Below are 19,602 nucleotides of genomic sequence, written 5' to 3'. Positions count from 1 at the left end.
CCTTTATCAAGAAAACTAATAGAAAAATTACAAACTATTCGTTTATCATGTATAGAAATACGATATTTACCACCATAAAACCAGAACCGAATGTCACTACACAATATTAGACTCGAAGTAATGCAGACGATAGAAAAGAGAATTGACGCTTTTCTAGAACAATACCTTATCCCTGCAGACCAAATTTGGCAACCAACCGACTTTTTACCAGATTCGCAAAGTGAAACCTTTTTTGAAGATGTAAGAACCATTCGAGGAGAAGCTCAAGAATTGGGATACGACTTTTGGGTAGTACTCGTTGGAGATACTATTACTGAAGAAGCTTTACCAACCTACGAATCGTGGTTGATGGATGTTGAAGGTGTAGACCAACACGCTCGTAACGGATGGTCTAAATGGGTGCGCCACTGGACTGCTGAAGAAAACCGACACGGAGATGTATTAAGCAAATACTTATACCTTTCTGGCCGTGTAAACATGAAAGAAATTGAAGTTACCACACAGCACATGATTGCTGATGGTTTTGATATTGGTACAGGAAGAGACCCATACAAAAACTTTGTGTACACTTCTTTCCAAGAGCTTGCTACCAACATATCACACAAAAGAGTTGGGCAACTTGCTAAAAAGAAAGGGAATAAAATGTTGGCGAAAATGTGTAACATTATCGCAGGAGATGAAATGAGACACCACTTGGCATACCGTGAGTTTGTAAAAACAATTTTTGAATACGACCCAAGCGAAATGATGATTGCTTTTTCTGATATGATGAAGCGTAAAATTGTTATGCCTGCACAATTTGTTCGCGAATCTGGCGACCACATTGGTAGTGCTTTCGAAAACTTCTCGAATGCAGCACAACGTTTAGGCGTTTATACTACTTTTGATTATATCCAGATTTTAGAAAAATTAAACGAATTCTGGGAAATTGATAAGGTTAGAGACCTTAACGACAAAGGTGAAAAAGCGAGAGATTATCTTGTAAAATTACCAGACAGATTAAAACGTATTTCCGAAAGAATGGCTACTCCGCAAGACCCACATATTTTTAAATGGGTAGAAGCAAACGGAGTTTTATAAAACAAAAAAGCGGAGTTTAAAACTCCGCTTTTTTTATCTCTATATTTTTCTAATTTTCTACAAATCAAACTTTATCCCTTGTGCCAAAGGCAACTCGGTAGTATAATTAATAGTGTTGGTTTGACGGCGCATATAAACTTTCCAAGCATCCGAACCACTTTCGCGTCCGCCTCCAGTTTCTTTTTCACCTCCAAAAGCACCTCCAATTTCAGCACCACTTGTACCAATATTTACATTGGCAATCCCACAGTCTGAACCTTGATGCGATAAAAACAATTCGGCTTCACGTAAATTATTTGTCATAATTGCAGATGAAAGTCCTTGTACCACGCCATTTTGAAGTTCGATAGCATTTTCTACACCTCCGCTATATTTCATCAAATATAAAATAGGCGCAAAAGTTTCGTGCTGAACAATATCAAAATGATTTTCGGCTTCTACAATTGCTGGTTTTACATAGCATCCGCTTTCGTAACCTTCACCTTCAAGCACTCCTCCTTCAACTAAAACAGTACCGCCTTCTTTTTTCACTTCATCTAAAGCATTTAAATACGCATTTACTGCATCGGTATCTATAAGTGGCCCCACATGATTGTTTTCATCTAAAGGATTTCCAATTCGAAGTTGTTTGTAGGCATCCACCAAAGCGTTTTTCACTTTGTCGTACATACTCTCATGGATAATAAGTCGGCGTGTAGAAGTACAACGCTGTCCGCAAGTTCCAACAGCTCCAAAAACAGCTCCAATAACTGTCATTTTAATATCGGCATCTGGAGTTACAATAATGGCGTTATTCCCTCCGAGTTCCAACAACGATTTTCCGAGTCGCTTTGCAACGGTTTGCGCTACAATTTTCCCCATTCTGATAGAACCTGTTGCTGAAATTAACGGCACACGTTTATCGTTCGTAAGTAATTCTCCAATTTTATAATCGCCTGTAAGCAAACAAGAAATACCTTCTGGCATATCGTTTGCTTTTAATACTTTCGAAATGATATGCTGACATGCAACTGCTGTAAGTGGTGTTTTTTCTGAAGGTTTCCAAACGCAAACATCGCCACAAACCCAAGCTAAAGCGGTATTCCATGCCCAAACTGCCACAGGAAAATTAAACGCAGAAATGATTCCTACAATCCCCATCGGATGGTATTGTTCGTACATGCGATGTCCAGGTCGTTCAGAATGCATGGTAAGTCCGTGTAATTGGCGTGACAATCCTACTGCAAAATCGCAGATATCTATCATTTCTTGCACCTCTCCTAGTCCTTCTTGGTAAGATTTTCCCATTTCGTAAGAAACCAAGGTTCCGAGGGCAACTTTATGTTTTCGTAATGCTTCTCCAAATTGCCTTACCACTTCGCCACGTTGGGGCGCTGTTACTTTCCGCCACGTTACAAAAGCATCCTTGGCAGTTTGCACCACTTTTTCGTAATCTTCTGCAGTAGTTTGCGTAACTTTTGCTATAACTTCTCCGTTTACGGGAGAGTAAGAAATTAATTCTTCACCACTTGCAAACCAATTAGTTCCTGTAGAACTTCCTAGGTTTGAAGGGTTTATTTCTAATTCTTTTAAAGCTTCAGTTATGGTAATATTTTTCGCTTGAAGTGTCATAAATATAACTATCTATTCGTGTTTTGTTTTATTTTTTCTAAATGTACAAAACTTTTAGAACTAAGCCGTTATTACTCCTCTTCAGCAACAAATCTTTTATCAACAGGCATTACGGTACCGCAGTTATTGCATGTACGTAATTCTTTACTTCCGTAGAAATGTTTGAAGTGTTTTAAAAAGTCTTTTTCGATGTCGTTTAGCGGAAAACGCACCTCGTATAATTTTGTGTTGCAGTTATCGCAAAACCAAAGTAAACCGTCTTCCATGTTTAAATGGTTACGTTTGCGCTCGATAACAAGCCCGATAGAACCTTCTGAACGCACAGGACTATGAGGAACTTTTGCAGGATTTAAATACATATCACCAGGGCTGAGTTTCATAATTTGCTTTTCGCCGTTGTCTTGAATATGCACTTCGATTTCGCCTTCAAGCTGGTAAAAAAGTTCTTCGGTTTCGTTGTAATGATAATCTTTTCGAGCATTTGGTCCCGCTACAACCATAACGATATAATCGCCCGATTCTTTGTATAAATTTTTATTTCCAACAGGTGGTTTTAAAAGTGCTCTATTTTCGTCGAGCCATTTATTTAAATTGAAAGGTTTTTGTACTGCCATGACTTCATTTTATTGAAGCATAAATTTAAGCAACTTCCGTTTAAAAACGTTGTCTTTTGCGTGTATCTTTTATTTCTGAAAGAAAATTTGAGTGTAATACAAAACTCCGTCTTGGTCACTCCCGATACAGATTGCGGTATGAGAAAAATCGCCAATCATGTTTACATAATGCCCTTCGCTAGCAATCCAAGCATCTACAACAGTTTGTGCAGTTGTGTAGCCTTTTGCCACATTTTCGGCAACTTTGGTAGCTTTACTTACCGCCGATAATTGTGATGCTCGATCTTGAAATGCATTGTGACTAAGACTCCCTGTTCGAATCATAAATTGGGTTTGTTGCATTGCATACGGATACGCTTCATCGCTTATGGTAAGTGGCGATAATCCTTTTTCGATTCTAAAATTATTCACTTCATCAAAAACAGCTTGTTCCAAAACTTTGTTGCTCGAAACTACCAATTCTTGTTCTTGTATTTCTTCTGAAATACTATCGCTACTACACGAAGAAAATGAAACTACCAAAAATGAAATTATAATGTAAAAATAACTTTTCATCTACAAAACCCAAAAACACTCAAGGTAGGTTCAGAAAAGCTATAGTTTTATTGTATTTTATGTTAAATACATCGATAGTTTTCTCCTGAAATGAAACAATATATTTTTGATGCGGGACACCACAACTGTTTTCAGTAAAAAGTAAAATTATAAAGTTGGGAAAGAGATGGGAAACAATTATTTTAGTAAATAATTACAACGCTAAAGTAACTAATTTTTATGAAAAACCTAAACTTATTGTTAATTTTTGTAGTTTTTTTCTTCTCTTGTCAATCAAAAAATACTACTTCGGAAGAAGAAAAGCCTTCTAAAAATTCAAAAGAAAAATTTGGAATTGTAATTCATGGAGGGGCAGGAACTATTCTGAAAAAAAACATGAGCGACTCCCTTGAAAATGCATACAAAGCAAAACTAAAAGAAGCCATAGAAACGGGTTATGCCATTTTGGAAAGTGGCGGAAGCAGTCTTGATGCCATTGAAAAAACCATAAATGTTATGGAAAACTCACCTCTGTTTAACGCAGGAAAAGGTGCTGTTTTTACAAACGATGGTAAAAACGAATTGGATGCTTCTATTATGGACGGTCGAACTCAAAATGCAGGTGCGGTTGCTGGAGTAACCACCGTTAAAAATCCAATTAACTTAGCGCGTGCGGTAATGGAAAATTCCGAACACGTAATGTTTGCGAGAGAAGGTGCCGAACAATTTGCCAAAGAACAAGGTATTGAACTTGTAGACCCTTCTTATTTTTATACTGAAAATAGAATGAAAGCGCTCAAAAGAGCTCAAAAAAGAGAAAAGGTTGAGCTCGACCACGACGATAAAACTGTCTTTTACGACCCCCTTATAAAAGATGAAAAATTCGGAACTGTTGGCTGTGTTGCACTCGATAAAAATGGAAACTTAGCAGCAGGAACTTCCACTGGCGGTATGACAAATAAACGTTGGGGGCGCGTTGGTGATGCCCCAATAATTGGTGCTGGAACCTATGCCAATAACAACACTTGCGCAGTATCTTCTACTGGGTGGGGAGAGTTTTTTATTAGAGGTGTAGTTGCTTACGACATCTCTGCTATGATGGAATACGGCGGAAAATCGTTGGCTGAGGCCTCTAAAACTGTTATCCAGGAAAAAGTACCAGAAATAGGTGGTGATGGCGGAATTATAGCAATTGACAGTGAAGGGAATATGGCAATGGAATTTAACACCGCAGGAATGTATCGCGCTTCAATGGACGCAAATGGTAAATTAGAAATTGCTATTTACGGAGAATAATTCAAATTAAAAATGATGAAACCACACCTTTTTTCCAACCTCCATCGTGATGAAACGGTTAAAAATATAAAGAACACACATTTCGACCTCATTGTTATTGGCGGCGGAATTACAGGTGCAGGAATTTTATTGGATGCTGCCAGTAGAGGGCTAAAAACTCTGCTTGTTGAAAAAGAAGATTTTGCGTCGGGCACAAGTAGCAAATCCACAAAACTCATTCATGGCGGCTTACGCTATCTAAAGCAATTTGACTTTTGGTTGGTAAAAGAAGTGGGAACCGAACGTGCCATTGTTCACAAACTGGCTCCGCATTTGGTGATTCCTGAGAAGATGCTTTTACCTTTAATTGAAAACGGTGTGTATGGAAAATGGCTCACCTCCATTGGTTTAAAAATTTACGATTTGTTGGCGCAAGTGAATGATGAAGACCAAAGAAAAATGGTCGACAAAAATGAAGCTCTTGCCTTAGAACCCTTACTTCCCGAAGATATTTTAAAAGGCGCTGGGTTTTATGCTGAATACAGAACCGATGATGCTAGGCTTACCCTCGAAAACATAAAAACAGCCTTACAATTCGGCGCAAAAGCGATAAATTATACCGAAGTTAAAAACTTTGCATATCAAAACGATCAAATAAACGGACTTGAAGTTTCCGATCTTGTAACGCAAAACAACTACACTATCAGTGCTAAATATGTTGTCAATGCAACGGGTCCGTGGGTTGATGAACTTCGTTTACTTAACAAATCTGTAAAAGGCGGTAATTTACATCTTACCAAAGGGGTGCATCTAGTTTTTCCGCATCACAAACTTCCTATTAAACAATCGGTTTATTTTGATGTGCCCGACGGAAGAATGATTTTTGCTATTCCGAGAGGAAAAATCACCTATGCTGGAACTACCGACACCAATTACACGCTTGATAAAAATGAAGTTTACACCACACTTCCCGACGCTCTTTACCTTATCGAAGCGGTAAACAATATGTTTCCAGAAATTAATTTAACGTTAGACGATATAGAATCTTCATGGGCTGGACTGCGCCCTCTTATTCACGAAGAAGGAAAGTCGCCTTCCGAATTATCTCGAAAAGACGAAATTTTTATTTCCGCAAGCGGACTCATCAGCATTGCTGGCGGAAAACTAACAGGCTACCGTAAAATGGCAGAACGAACGGTTGATATTGTTTCTAAAAGAATGGAGGAAAACTTCAGTATAAAAACTTCAAAATGTACTACGGATAAAATAGCGCTCACAGGCGGACTTTGGAAAAATTACGAAGAAGTAAAACACTATAAAAAGCTACTTCACGATCACCTTAAAACAGAAGGGTTTTCAACTTTTGATGTTGCATATTTAACACATACCTACGGAAAACAAACGGAGGAAATTTTAAAATTATACAGAAACTTTTCAGAAGGAAATCCACAAGAAAAGATGATAAAAGCCGAATTTCATTTTACCGCACAACACGAACTTATACAAACACCCATCGACTTTTTTGTACGCCGTACAGGACGCTTATATTTTGATATTGAAAGTGTTAAAACACACCTTTCTTTAATTTTGAATGAATATCAAAAACTATTCAAAGTAAACGATTCTGAAATAACTTTTTACAATAAAAAAATGTTGGAACTCATTGAAAAGCACAGTAAAATAACGTGAGTTCGACATAAGAATGATAAATATGTAATAAAATTGTTAAGTTGTTGAATTGTGTAATTGTTGAATCGACTGTGAGTTTTTAGATCTCTCCATTCCGTCGAGAGATGACAACATGACTTGAGAATGTGGTCATGTCGAGCCTGCCTATGTCGGCAGACAGGCGGAGTCGAGACATCACATACTGTTGAAGTGTGAAAGGCGTTATGAGATTTCTCACTCCGTTCGAAATGACCAATAATTTTTCTAAAAATTCTATACAGCAACGAATTGTCATTTCGAATGAGGCATATCCGAAGAGGAATCTCAATTTCATTAACTGTTCATTTGTTGAATTGTGTAACTGTTGAATCGACTGTGAGTCTTTAGATCTCTCCGTTCCGTCGAGATGACAGCATGACTTGAGAATGTGGTCATGTCGAGCCTGCCTTTGTCGGCAGACAGGCGGAGTCGAGGTATCACATACTGTTGAAGTGTTGAAGTGTGGATTCGTTGAAGCGTGAAAAGCGACATGAGACTTCTCACTACGTTCGAAATGACTCAAGAAGATTTCAAAGATAAAATCAAGCAACCTTAGTCTAATTTCTCAGTAAGTTTTAAAAATGTTTTTTTAGGGTCTTTTCCTTCGTAGAGCACAGCATGTACGGCATCGATTATCGGGGTTTTAGATTTTCGTTTTTGCTTTTCAGTAATAAGATGAGCGCTTTTAGTAGCGTAGTATCCTTCAGCAACCATATTCATTTCCATCATGGCACTTTTTACCGTGTAACCCTTTCCTATCATATTACCAAACATTCTATTTCTACTAAAAATAGAATATCCTGTAACTAATAAATCGCCTAAATAAGCTGAGTCATTAATATTACGCTTCATCTTGTGAATTCGCTTTATAAAACGTTTCATTTCTCGAATGGCGTTACTCATTAAAACCGACTGAAAATTATCGCCATAACCCAATCCATGAGCAATTCCCGCTGCAATGGCATAAATGTTTTTAAGTACCGCAGCATATTCAGTTCCTATAATATCGTCACTAATTTTAGTCTTTATATAAGGACCCGCAAGTTTACTAGCCAAAAGTTCGGCTGTTGCTTCATCCGAAGAAGCTACGGTAATGTATGAAAGTCGCTCGAGCGCAACTTCTTCTGCGTGACACGGTCCCGTAATAACGCCAATACGCTCAAAAGGCACATTGTAAAGTTCGTTAAAATATTCTCCTACAATCAATCCTGACTCTGGAACAATTCCTTTTATTGCTGAAAAAACTACCTTATCATCAAGCGATACGGAAAGTTTTGATAATTCTTCATGTAAAAATGCCGACGGAATAGCGAAGATTAAATAATCAGCATAGTTTACAATTTCATTGATATCGCTACTCAATTTTAATTTTTCTGTATGAAACTCTACAGAACTCAAGTAGTTTGGATTGTGCTGCTCTTTTTCAATATGTTTTATAGCATTTTCATTACGCATATACCAACCTACTTCTTGTAAGTTTTCGCATAACATTTTCACCAATGCCGTTGCCCAACTTCCACCTCCTAAAACAGCAACTTTTGTAGTATTATCCATTCTAATTTTCTTCATTTAAACGCCAAAAGTAATTAAATTTTAAAATAAGATATTATCTACTGATTATCAATAAATTAAAAATTATTTACCGAATACAAAAGTACAACTATCTTTAACAATAGATTGTGAAAATTTACACAATATTCATTTAAAAAAAGTCGTTTTACTAGTAAGAAGCAGCTGAACGTATAGATTAAAAGCAAAATATTTTTAGGTTAATTTCTAAATAATTGTTTTTATAGAACATTTGGAGCTTTAAGGTTGCATTATTCATTAAAAAACTGATTCCCAAACCTATATAGTTCAGTTGGTTTTTTTGGTTGATTATTTACGTAAAGTCACTTTTGGAAATTCTAAAAGTGACTTTATCATTTTTAAAAAACTACAAATCAATATTTTAAATTTATTTCTTCGGAAAGAATTCAGTCTAAAAGCAACAATTAAGCAATTCAAAAGAAAAATGAGCCGCAAAATCAACTTTCGACTAAATGAGTAAATAATCATATTTTATTAATTCGTTTTCTTTGCTGATACGTGATAATTTTCATAAATTAGTAGCTATTAACTTTCAAATTAAAAAAATCAAAAAAACTATGGGATTATTTTCATTTATTAAAGATGCAGGAGCAAAGATTTTTGGAGGAAAAACTTCTGCGGAAGAAGCTGCAGAGGCTGCTGCAGATAAAGTTGCTGCTGTAAAAGCTGCTAACTTAGAAGCCGCTGCTGGACTTAAAGAAACAATTAACGATTTAGACTTAAAAGTTGAAAATTTAGATATTGCCATTGCTGGAGATACTGCTACCATTAGAGGAAAAGCATTGAACCAAAGCACTAAAGAAAAAGTAGTTTTAGTTGTAGGAAACAGCGCTGGTATTGCAGTTGTAGACGATCTTATGGAGGTTGAAATCACCGAGCCAGAAGCGAGATTCCACACCGTTGTTAGCGGAGATTCATTAAGTAAAATTGCTAAAAAGTTCTACGGAAATGCAATGAAGTATCCTGAAATTTTTGAAGCAAATAAGCCAATGCTTACCGATCCAGATAAAATTTATCCAGGACAAGTACTTCGTATTCCTCATATAGAAGAATAATCTTTACTAGATACATAATATTAAGCCCAGATGCTTTGTCTGGGCTTTTGTTTTTTTGCTGATATTTATTAACGAGAAGTTTAATTCTTGCTTACTGTCAGACGGACTCAAAAGAACAATAAATAACTTTTGAACCTTTACAACTTTGTGCCTTTGAATCTTTAAATCCTCACCCTACTTATAAAAATTCATCAAGTCGATGTACTCCCAAACCTTATCATCGAGTAAGGGCTTGATACTTTTTTTATTTGCAATGGAATTTCGGATAAAAGTAGAAGATATCTCCATAATAGGAGCGTCTACTTTTTTCACATTTGGATAGGCTTCGAACGGACTCTCACTTGTTGCTTCAGATGTAATTCGAGGATATACATAAATATCATTTTCAGCTAAAATAACATCGTGGTTTTTCCATTTATGGAAGTTCTTTAAATTGTCTTCTCCCATAATTAAAGCAAAGTAATTATCTGGATACTTTTCTTTTAAATACACCAACGTATTCACCGTATAATTAGGTTGCGGAAGTCCGAATTCGATATCGCTAGGTTTTAGTTTTTCATACCCTTCGGTGGCACGATATACCATTTCTAACCGATGATGATTGTCGAGTAACGTACTTTTTTTCTTTAACGGATTATGAGGCGTAACTACCAACCACACTTCGTCTAAATCGCTAAACTCAACCAAGTGGTTTGCAATTGCTAAGTGCCCAACATGAATGGGGTTGAACGTACCAAAATACAATCCGATTTTTTTGCGCATTGTTCTATTTTTTTAAACCGATAAAATTGGCTACCAAGTCGTAAGCCTCTTGCTTTGCCGTATCTAAATCGTAGTTTTTAATAATGGCATCAAACTGTGGCGCCGTAGCAAGTTCTACTGAAGCTTTTGCAATACGCATATTAATTTTGTCTTCGCTTTCGGTTTTTCGTTTTTTAAGTCGAATTTTAAGCTCATCAACACTTGGTGGTTTTACAAAAACGGCCAACGTTTGTTCTGGAAATTTCTTTTTTATACGAAGTCCGCCAGCCACATCAATATCAAAAATTACATTTTTACCTTCTGCCCAAATACGTTCGACTTCTGTTTTTAAAGTTCCGTAGAAATTATCGCGATACACTTCTTCCCATTCTAGAAAGTCGTCGTTTTTGATATGCTTTTTAAAATCTTCTAAAGAAAGAAAATAATAATTCTCGCCGTGTACTTCTTCCCCACGTGCAACTCTAGAAGTTGCCGAAATAGAGAACTCCAAATTTAACTCTGGAAAATTAAGTAAGTGCCTTACAATAGTAGTTTTACCGCTTCCAGAAGGTGCAGAAAAAATAATTAGCTTCCCTCCTGTTTCGTTTTTTTCATTTTGCATGATAAGCTGTTTTCTTGAAAATATTGTAGCTATCTACAATACGTTTAGCATTTGTTCTTTAATTTTTTCGAGCTCATCTTTCATCTGAACTACAATTTGTTGCATCGGTGCATAATTGGCTTTAGAACCAATAGTATTAATTTCGCGTCCGATTTCCTGACTAATAAATCCTAATTTTTTTCCGTTAGAATCATCCGAAGAAAGTGTTTGCAAAAAGTAATCCAAATGGTTTGCCAAACGCACTTTTTCTTCAGTAATATCAAACTTCTCTAAGTAGTAAATTAACTCTTGCTCAAAGCGGTTTTCATCTACATTTTCTTTAATATCAGCTACGGCTTTATTCAATCGCTCGCGCACAGCTTCCACTCGCTCAGGGTCAATTGCTTCAACTTGTTTGAGTAAACTCAATAAGTTTTCAATACGCGACACAAAATCCTTTTCAAGCACAGCACCTTCTTGCGCTCTAAAAGTGTTTATTTCTTTTAAAGCTTCGGTCAATGCTTCTTTTATTTGGGTGTATTCCGACTCGTCAATTTCTTCACGTTCTGCCTTTAAAGCATCTGGCATACGCACTGCCATTTTTAAAAGCTCAACTTCTTGTCCACCAAAACTTAAAGTGTCTACAGCGCGTAATTGCTCGATATATCCTTTAACAATTGAGGCGTTTACCTGCGTGTTAGAAACTTCTCCTGTGATTTCAACATACAAACTAAAATCTATCTTTCCACGCTCTAAACTATTGGCGATGATATTTCTTAATTCGATTTCTTTTTCTCTATACGAAGAAGGAATTCTTGCGTTTAAATCGAGATTTTTACTGTTTAATGATTTTAACTCTACTGTGATTTTTTTTGAAGGAAGCTGAATTACATTCTTCCCAAAACCAGTCATTGACTTTATCATGCTTTTCTTTTATCGATATGCAAAAGTACGAAATCCTAGAAGTTTTAAAAACCATAAAAATTAGCACTTTACAAATTGTTTAAAAACAAAAAACCATGCTTTACAGCATGGTCTTAAAATAATATTTATTCACTCTTTAAGGTACAGCAACTACTGGGTTTGCATTGTTCCAAGTGGTTACTTTTGCAATACTGTTGTCCTCGTAGTTAACTTCTTTTAGCGTATCGTTATTCCAGAAAAACCATTTTCCAGTTTTCTCACCTTTATCGTATTCGGCCATCGCTATTTTCTTTCCTGCTTCATTGTAAGCTTTCCACTCCCCATGAAGTTTCCCTTCTAAATAATATCCTGTTTGAGCAATTTGTCCATTTTCGTGGAAATAGGTTGCTTTCACTAGATATCCTTCTTTCTCCAGTTTTGGCTTGTTCTCAACATTTTGAGCAACCATCACTAACGAAAAAAGCATCGCAAAAATTAAAACTGTCTTTTTCATGATTTTATCTTTTTCGTTATTAATTATTAAATTCTTTACATTTACATAACAAATATACTTAAATACTTTACTTTTTCAAAACGTTTACGTAACATTAAATTAACATTGAAATTGTATTTAATTGATTATCAGTGTGTTTTGTAATGTTAAATCTTTATTTTGACTAAAAACTTAACATTGGAATCTTAAATTTTCACTTACAAATAGGCTAAAAGCGATAATTATAATCTTAAAAAACTCAATTTCTGATACATTTTCAGTAGAAAAAACAATAATTATTCAGCAGAAACATTAACTAGCAATAGCGAAATAGATACAAATTTTAATAGAATAATAAAGAAAAATCGCCCTATTTCATTCAGCAAATTGTTTAAAGTATTAGCCTAAAAAACAGAATAGAATTGACTAAAAACAAGAATCTTAATTTCCAACAGAAAAAGTTTCTTTTAGCACCCTTAACTTATTACCTTTGCACCTTATAAAAAGTTAATATTCATGTACAGAAGTCATACTTGTGGCGAATTACGCAACGAACACATACATAGTGATGTTACCCTTTCTGGATGGGTGCAAAAAGTAAGAGATAAAGGTTTTATGGTTTGGGTCGATTTGAGAGACCGCTACGGAATTACACAGTTAATTTTTGATGAAGAACGTACACCGAAAGACGTTTTGGAAACTGCACAAAACCTAGGGAGAGAGTTTGTTATTCAAGTGCAAGGAACTGTTATTGAAAGAGAATCTAAAAACGCAAATATCCCAACGGGAGACATTGAGGTTTTAGTGAAAAGCATCACCGTTTTAAACGAGTCGAAAACACCGCCTTTTACTATTGAAGACGAAACCGATGGTGGAGACGAACTTCGCATGAAATATCGTTACTTAGACATCCGTAGAAATCCTGTTAAAAACAGCTTGATGTTTAGACATAAGGTGGGTATCGAAGTGCGAAACTACCTTTCTAACGAAGGATTTATTGAGGTTGAAACTCCATATTTAATTAAATCTACACCAGAAGGAGCGCGCGATTTTGTGGTACCTTCTCGTATGAATGAAGGTCAGTTTTACGCACTTCCGCAGTCGCCACAAACTTTTAAGCAATTGCTTATGGTGGGGGGAATGGATAAATATTTCCAGATTGTAAAGTGTTTTAGAGACGAAGATTTACGTGCCGACAGACAGCCAGAGTTTACGCAAATAGACTGCGAAATGGCGTTTGTAGAGCAAGAAGATATTTTGAATGTTTTTGAAGGACTTACACGTCATCTTTTAAAAGAGATTAAAGGAATTGATATTGCTGAATTTCCTCGCATGACGTATGACGATGCCATGCGAAAATACGGGAATGACAAACCAGATATTCGCTTCGGAATGGAATTTGGCGAGTTAAATGAAGTAGCACAACACAAAGATTTTAAAGTATTTAACGATGCTGAATTGGTTGTTGGAATTGCAATTCCTGGAGGAGCTTCATACACTAGAAAAGAAATCGATAAATTGATTGATTGGGTGAAGCGTCCGCAAGTAGGAGCACTCGGAATCGTGTATGTAAAATGCAATGAAGATGGTACTTTTAAATCTTCCGTAGATAAATTTTACGATGAAGGAGACCTTAAAAAATGGGCAGAAGCAACTGGAGCAAAAGCGGGCGATTTAATTTGTGTGCTTTCAGGACCAGCAAATAAAACAAGAGCACAATTAAGTGCTTTACGTATGGAAATGGCAGAACGTTTAGGGTTGCGTAAAGCCGATGAATTTGCACCACTTTGGGTTGTAGACTTTCCGCTTTTAGAATGGGATGAAGAAACAGAACGTTACCACGCAATGCACCACCCGTTTACATCGCCAAAACCAGAAGACATAAAATTACTCGATTCCGAACCAGGAAATGTACGTGCAAATGCATACGACTTGGTGCTTAACGGAAACGAAATTGGAGGAGGTTCTATTCGTATTTTCGACAAAGACTTGCAAGCTTTAATGTTTAAACATTTAGGGTTTACAGACGAAGAAGCAAAAGCACAATTTGGTTTCTTGATGGATGCTTTCCAATACGGAGCGCCACCACACGGAGGCTTGGCATTTGGATTTGATAGATTGGTAGCCATTCTTGGAGGACAAGAAACTATTCGAGATTTTATTGCGTTTCCAAAAAACAACTCGGGTCGCGATGTTATGATTGATGCGCCTGCAAAAATCGACAACGAGCAATTGAAAGAATTACACATAAAGTTGAATCTTTAAAAAGTAATAAGGTTGCCTAAAAATTTAAACGTATTTTTAGGCAACTTTGCTTTTAACTAAAAAATATGGGTGATGCCACACACTAAGAAAAATTTATTTACCCGCATACTTATTTGGCGTGCCAAACATATTTCTCAACAACAATTTGTATATATTTTAAGTATTCTCGTAGGGTTTACCTCTGGAGTTGGAGCGGTAGTTTTAAAAAACTTAACCCACCTTATTCAACTTTTACTCGAAGGGAAACTTATCCAAAAATACCACCATGCATTTTATTTTGTGTACCCACTAATCGGGTTAACACTTACATTCCTAATTATGAAATATGTAATTAGGCATCGGGTAAGTCATGGTATCCCATCTACCCTTTTTGCTATTTCAAAGCGAAAAGGAATTATGAAACAATTTCAAATGGTAGGAAGTATTCTTACCGCACCATTTACCGTCGGGTTTGGAGGTTCAGTAGGATTAGAAGGGCCAACCGTAGCAACAGGAGCTGCCATAAGTTCTAACATCTCGAGATTGTTTCACATGAATCAAGCTACGAGAACATTACTCATCGGAGCCGCCGCTGCAGGAGCTATGTCGTCTATCTTTAAAGCTCCTATTGCAGCTATTATTTTTGCGGTAGAAGTTTTTAGTCTCGACCTTACTTTGGCGTCTTTACTCCCTTTATTATTGGCGTCTTTATCAGGAGTTATTACTTCTTATTTTTTCTTCGGAAGTGACATACTTTTACCTTTCAAACTAGAGGAAGGTTTTGTGCTTCACGATGTGCCATTTTTTATTTTATTGGGAGTTGTAGCAGGATTCACTTCAATATATTTTACAAAAGTTTACGCAGGCATACACAGCTTTTTTGAAAAGATAGAATCGCCCGTAAAAAGATTATTAATTGGTGGTATTGCCATCGGGATTTTAGTGTTTTTTATTCCGCCGCTCTACGGTGAAGGTTACGAAGTAATGAACCATTTGGTACAAGGAAATCCAAAAGCGGCACTCGAAAACAACTTTTTCAACATCGACCTCGACAATGTATGGGTTGTCGTAGCGCTACTGGTTGGATTAATTCTGTTTAAAATTGTAGCAAGCGCCATTACTTTTGGTGCTGGTGGTGTTGGAGGAATTTTTGCTCCTACACTATTTATGGGTAGCATTATGGGGAATTGTCTTGCCAAAGTCCTCAATAATATCGGTATTTTAGATGCTCCTGTTTCCGAAAGTAATTTCACACTTGTCGGGATGACAGGACTCATGGCTGGGGTTTTACATGCGCCGCTTACCGCAATTTTCTTAATTGCAGAACTTACCGGAGGATACGAACTTTTCATTCCGTTAATGATTACTGCAACCATCTCATTTGCAATTACAAAATACTTTGTAGCGCATTCGGTGTATACCATGGAACTTGCAACAAAAGGAGAACTTATTACCCACGACAAAGATCAAGCTGTACTAACTTTAATGGACATTAGTACCGTTATCGAAACTAATTTTGTGCCTTTATACCCTGATATGAATTTAGGAGAAATTGTACACAGTGCTGTGGTAAAATCAAATCGAAATATCTTTCCTGTTCTCAACAGAAAAACTAATTATTTAGAAGGAATTATTTTATTAGATGATATCCGATCGATCATGTTCGATCAGACCTTATACAACGACATAAAAGCATCAGACGTGATGCAAAACCCACCAGCTGTTATAAAAATGCAAACCGATAAAATGACACAAGTAATGCAAAAATTCCAAGACAGCGGTGCATGGAACCTTCCTGTAATAAAAGATGGAAAATATTACGGGTTTGTGTCAAAATCTAAATTATTAACTGCATACAGAAGAAAATTAATTTCTTTCACCAAATAAAAAACAACATGAAAAGAGCAGTTCAATTCGTATTTTTTATCATTTTAATCGCCTTTGTTGTAGGATATTACTTTAAATGGCAAGACAACAATTTGTTGGGCGACCGAATTATTGGTTTGGGCGTACTCGCTTTTTCGTTTATCCTTATTCCGTTATTTCTTTTCTCCAGATCAAAAAATAAAAAAATTACGGATTATATGCTTACAAAAGAAAATATTGATAAAATGAACGATGAAAAGGGGAAAAACACTGAAAATCAATAATTTTTAAAATAAATATCCTTAAAGTTAGTGCTCCGTACAATTTAATTGGTACATTTGGTACTTTAATTTTTATTTACAATTTATAATGACTGGTACAGTAAAATTTTTCAATGAATCAAAAGGTTACGGATTCATTACCAACGACGAAACAGGTAAAGACATTTTTGTTCACGTAACTGAACTTAAAGGTGTTGAGCTTAACGAAGGTGACAAAGTAGAATACGAAGAAGAAGAAGGAAGAAAAGGTATGGTTGCTGCACAAGTGCAAGTAATCGGCTAAAGATATTTTATTTTTGTAAGATGTAAAGTCGTCCATTTGGGCGACTTTTTTTATTTATTTCCTTCGGAAAACACTCAATTAAGATTTCGTTTTTCAATAAAAAAACGCTTCATCAATGTGGAAGCTTCTTCTTCCAACACCCCAGAAACTACTTCGGTTTTCGGATGAAGTTGTGTTCCCATCGCTTTAAATCCGCGTTGCGCATCAGAAGCACCGTACACAATTTTTGAAATCTGACTCCAATACAAAGCACCAGCACACATCTGGCAAGGTTCTAAGGTGACGTACAAAGTACAACCCTGTAAATACTTTCCGCCTAAAAAATTAGCAGCCGAAGTAATTGCTTGCATCTCGGCATGTGCAGTAACATCGGTCAACATTTCGGTAAGATTGTGTGTACGCGCAATCACACGATTATCTACCACAATAACAGCACCAACAGGAATTTCTCCTTTATCAAAAGCTATTTGCGCCTCTTCAAGCGCTTTTTTCATAAAATACGTGTCGTCAAAAGGATCTATCATACCACAAAGATACTAACAAAAATGAACTCGAAATAAGAATGATTTACATGTAATAAATGACCTATTTAAAAAGTATTAAAAATCAAGGAAGCAGCGTGGGCAAATAGATAAAAAGCTGTTTGAGCACAGCGAGTTCTTTTTATCTGTGGAGGTTGTTTCCGTAGATTTTCTGATACTTTTTAAATCAGTCTTGACTTTTTTGTTTCGTTTTTGTGTCAAGACAAAAATGAAAGAATAATTAAATTATTAAAAATCTAGTAGTTGGAGTTCTTCTTTATTCAAATTCTATAAAACTGAAGTTGACATAGTAAAATAAACTTCCACATTACACATCTATATTTCTTAAATACAAAACAGAAAAAGAACAAATCTTTGTTTGTACTTTTGTTACATGAATACATTGTTGCTAGATACCATAAAAAATCCAGACGATCTTCGGAAACTAAACCCCGAAGCGTTACCTACTGTTGCAAAAGAACTCCGCGATTTTATAATTGATATTGTAGCAACCAAAGAAGGACACCTCGGTGCAAGTTTGGGTGTTGTAGAACTTACCATTGCGCTACATTACGTGTTTAACACTCCCTACGACCAACTTGTATGGGATGTTGGACACCAAGCCTACGGGCACAAGATTTTAACTGAACGAAAGTCCATTTTCCACACCAACCGACAGTTACACGGCGTAAGTGGTTTTCCAAAAAGAGAAGAAAGTGTTTTCGACACTTTTGGTGTAGGCCACAGCTCTACTTCTATTTCTGCAGCTTTAGGAATGGCAATGGCTTCCAACTTACTGGGAGCTACCAACAAACAGCACATTGCAGTTATTGGAGATGCTTCTATTGCTAGCGGAATGGCATTTGAAGCGCTTAACCACGCTGGCGTTTCGGATGCTAATTTACTTATCATTCTAAATGACAATGCTATTGGAATCGACCCAAGTGTTGGTGCATTAAAAGAATATCTCACCAACGTAAAAAAGGATAGGCAACTTGCAAAAAACAATATTATAAAAGCCCTGAATTTTGATTATAGCGGCCCAATTGACGGACACAATATTCCTAAACTTTTAAAAGAATTAAAACGCTTACAAAATATTAAAGGCCCTCGTTTTTTACATGTTATTACCACCAAAGGAAAAGGACTAAAAAAAGCAGAAGAAGACCAAGTTAAATACCACGCACCAGGGAAATTTAATAAACTTACAGGTGAGCTTATCAGTAAACCAAGTATAGAACAACCTCCAAAATACCAAGATGTTTTTGGAGAAACCATTATCGAACTTGCCGAAAAAAATGAAAAAATTGTGGGGATTACACCCGCAATGCCAACTGGAAGTTCGTTAAAATATATGATGAAAAAGTTTCCTTCGAGAGCTTTCGATGTAGGAATAGCCGAACAACATGCAGTTACTTTGGCGGCAGGAATGGTAACACAGGGACTTATTCCGTTTTGCAATATTTACTCCACTTTTTTACAACGTGCGTACGACCAAGTTATTCATGATGTAGCCTTGCAAAAACTACCTGTAATTTTTTGTTTAGACAGAGCCGGACTTGTAGGGGAAGATGGCGCTACGCATCATGGCGTTTTTGACATTGCGTATTTAAGATGTATTCCAAACCTTATCATTTTTGCACCAAGAAACGAAATCGAGCTTCGAAACATCATGTTTACAGCGCAACAAGGCTTGAGTCTTCCGATTGCTATTCGCTACCCTCGTGGTCGTGGTGTTACCATCAATTGGAAGCAAGAGTTTTCTTCTATTGAAATTGGAAAAGGAGCCCTACTTAGAAAAGGAAACAAAATAGCCGTAATCAGTATCGGAAATATGGCAAAAAACACTTCAGAAGCAATAAATATTTTAAATACTGAAGCTATTTCTCACTATGATTTACGTTTTATTGCTCCGTTAGACGAACCGCTTTTACATGAAATTTTTTCGACTTACGACACTATTTTTACCGTTGAAGATGGAGTGATTAAAGGAGGCGCAGGAAGTGCTATTATTGAATTTGCTTCGGAAAATAATTACACCAAAAAAATTGTAACTTTAGGAATTCCTGCACAATTTATTGAACACGGAACCGTTGAAGAATTACACCAAATTGTAGGAATAGATGCGAAGAGCATTGCAAATGAAATTAATAAATTTTTATAACATATCTTTTTTTTTCATTTTTGTAAAACCTAAACTAAC

General features: G+C 36.2%; 18 protein-coding genes. 9 read left to right on the top strand and 9 right to left on the bottom strand.

Annotated features, from left to right (window positions below; all coding sequences use genetic code 11):
- Positions 1-90: 90 nt before the first annotated feature.
- Complete coding sequence (locus JMA43_RS03825) at positions 91-1,080, top strand: acyl-ACP desaturase (RefSeq protein ID WP_342155041.1); 990 nt, start codon at positions 91-93, stop codon at positions 1,078-1,080.
- Positions 1,081-1,137: 57 nt separating this feature from the next.
- On the opposite strand, the gene amaB is transcribed toward JMA43_RS03825, so the two are convergent.
- From amaB to JMA43_RS03810, 3 genes are all read right to left on the bottom strand, one after another.
- Complete coding sequence (gene amaB, locus JMA43_RS03820; RefSeq protein ID WP_342155040.1) at positions 1,138-2,691, bottom strand: L-piperidine-6-carboxylate dehydrogenase; 1,554 nt, start codon at positions 2,689-2,691, stop codon at positions 1,138-1,140.
- A gap of 71 nt (positions 2,692-2,762) precedes the next feature.
- Positions 2,763-3,305, bottom strand: coding sequence for a 3-hydroxyanthranilate 3,4-dioxygenase (locus JMA43_RS03815; protein ID WP_342155039.1), 543 nt, complete (start codon positions 3,303-3,305; stop codon positions 2,763-2,765).
- 69 nt (positions 3,306-3,374) lie between these two features.
- Positions 3,375-3,860, bottom strand: a complete 486-nt coding sequence (locus JMA43_RS03810) for a CAP domain-containing protein (RefSeq protein ID WP_342155038.1) — start codon at positions 3,858-3,860, stop codon at positions 3,375-3,377.
- A 219-nt stretch (positions 3,861-4,079) separates the two neighbouring features.
- On the opposite strand from JMA43_RS03810, the gene JMA43_RS03805 reads away from it, so the two are divergent.
- Complete coding sequence (locus JMA43_RS03805) at positions 4,080-5,135, top strand: isoaspartyl peptidase/L-asparaginase family protein (protein WP_342155037.1); 1,056 nt, start codon at positions 4,080-4,082, stop codon at positions 5,133-5,135.
- 15 nt (positions 5,136-5,150) lie between these two features.
- Positions 5,151-6,803 carry a glycerol-3-phosphate dehydrogenase/oxidase gene (locus JMA43_RS03800; protein WP_342155102.1) on the top strand — a complete coding sequence of 551 codons (1,653 nt, stop codon included), beginning with the start codon at positions 5,151-5,153 and terminating at the stop codon, positions 6,801-6,803.
- Between the two features lie 570 nt (positions 6,804-7,373).
- Here the strand turns inward: JMA43_RS03800 and JMA43_RS03795 are convergent.
- A complete protein-coding gene (locus tag JMA43_RS03795; RefSeq protein ID WP_342155036.1) occupies positions 7,374-8,375 on the bottom strand; it encodes an NAD(P)H-dependent glycerol-3-phosphate dehydrogenase in 1,002 nt (333 codons plus the stop codon).
- A 593-nt stretch (positions 8,376-8,968) separates the two neighbouring features.
- Here JMA43_RS03795 and lysM point away from each other — a divergent pair.
- On the top strand, positions 8,969-9,466 hold the full coding sequence (gene lysM, locus JMA43_RS03790) for a peptidoglycan-binding protein LysM (RefSeq protein ID WP_342155035.1): 498 nt from the start codon (positions 8,969-8,971) through the stop codon (positions 9,464-9,466).
- 174 nt (positions 9,467-9,640) lie between these two features.
- Here the strand turns inward: lysM and nadD are convergent, their stop codons facing one another.
- From nadD to JMA43_RS03770, 4 genes are all read right to left on the bottom strand, one after another.
- Positions 9,641-10,228 (bottom strand): nicotinate (nicotinamide) nucleotide adenylyltransferase, encoded by a 588-nt coding sequence (gene nadD / locus JMA43_RS03785; protein WP_342155034.1) that lies wholly within the window; start codon positions 10,226-10,228, stop codon positions 9,641-9,643.
- 4 nt (positions 10,229-10,232) lie between these two features.
- Entirely contained in the window at positions 10,233-10,829 is a 597-nt protein-coding gene (gene gmk, locus JMA43_RS03780; RefSeq protein ID WP_342155033.1) for a guanylate kinase, read from the bottom strand.
- Positions 10,830-10,862: 33 nt separating this feature from the next.
- Complete coding sequence (locus tag JMA43_RS03775) at positions 10,863-11,732, bottom strand: YicC/YloC family endoribonuclease (RefSeq protein WP_342155032.1); 870 nt, start codon at positions 11,730-11,732, stop codon at positions 10,863-10,865.
- A gap of 136 nt (positions 11,733-11,868) precedes the next feature.
- Entirely contained in the window at positions 11,869-12,225 is a 357-nt protein-coding gene (locus JMA43_RS03770; protein WP_342155031.1) for a toxin-antitoxin system YwqK family antitoxin, read from the bottom strand.
- 495 nt (positions 12,226-12,720) lie between these two features.
- Here JMA43_RS03770 and aspS point away from each other — a divergent pair, with 495 nt between their 5' ends.
- The 4 genes from aspS (at position 12,721) to JMA43_RS03750 (ending at position 16,878) form a co-directional block, all read left to right on the top strand.
- Positions 12,721-14,469, top strand: coding sequence for an aspartate--tRNA ligase (gene aspS / locus JMA43_RS03765; protein WP_342155030.1), 1,749 nt, complete (start codon positions 12,721-12,723; stop codon positions 14,467-14,469).
- A 72-nt stretch (positions 14,470-14,541) separates the two neighbouring features.
- Entirely contained in the window at positions 14,542-16,335 is a 1,794-nt protein-coding gene (locus JMA43_RS03760; protein ID WP_342155029.1) for a chloride channel protein, read from the top strand.
- Between the two features lie 8 nt (positions 16,336-16,343).
- The gene (locus tag JMA43_RS03755; protein ID WP_342155028.1) at positions 16,344-16,598 is read left to right on the top strand and encodes a hypothetical protein; all 255 of its coding nucleotides are present in this window, start codon (positions 16,344-16,346) and stop codon (positions 16,596-16,598) included.
- Positions 16,599-16,683: 85 nt separating this feature from the next.
- Positions 16,684-16,878, top strand: a complete 195-nt coding sequence (locus tag JMA43_RS03750; RefSeq protein ID WP_202028381.1) for a cold-shock protein — start codon at positions 16,684-16,686, stop codon at positions 16,876-16,878.
- Positions 16,879-16,952: 74 nt separating this feature from the next.
- Here the strand turns inward: JMA43_RS03750 and JMA43_RS03745 are convergent, their stop codons facing one another.
- Positions 16,953-17,402, bottom strand: a complete 450-nt coding sequence (locus JMA43_RS03745; protein WP_342155027.1) for a nucleoside deaminase — start codon at positions 17,400-17,402, stop codon at positions 16,953-16,955.
- Between the two features lie 391 nt (positions 17,403-17,793).
- Here JMA43_RS03745 and dxs point away from each other — a divergent pair, with 391 nt between their 5' ends.
- A complete protein-coding gene (gene dxs, locus JMA43_RS03740) occupies positions 17,794-19,563 on the top strand; it encodes a 1-deoxy-D-xylulose-5-phosphate synthase (RefSeq protein ID WP_342155026.1) in 1,770 nt (589 codons plus the stop codon).
- The last annotated feature ends 39 nt before the right edge of the window (positions 19,564-19,602 follow it).

Source organism: Joostella sp. CR20 (assembly GCF_038433465.1).
Taxonomy (GTDB): Bacteria; Bacteroidota; Bacteroidia; order Flavobacteriales; family Flavobacteriaceae; genus Galbibacter.
The sequence above is the reverse complement of the archived record's forward strand: the minus strand, read 5'-3'. Positions and strand labels throughout refer to the sequence as shown.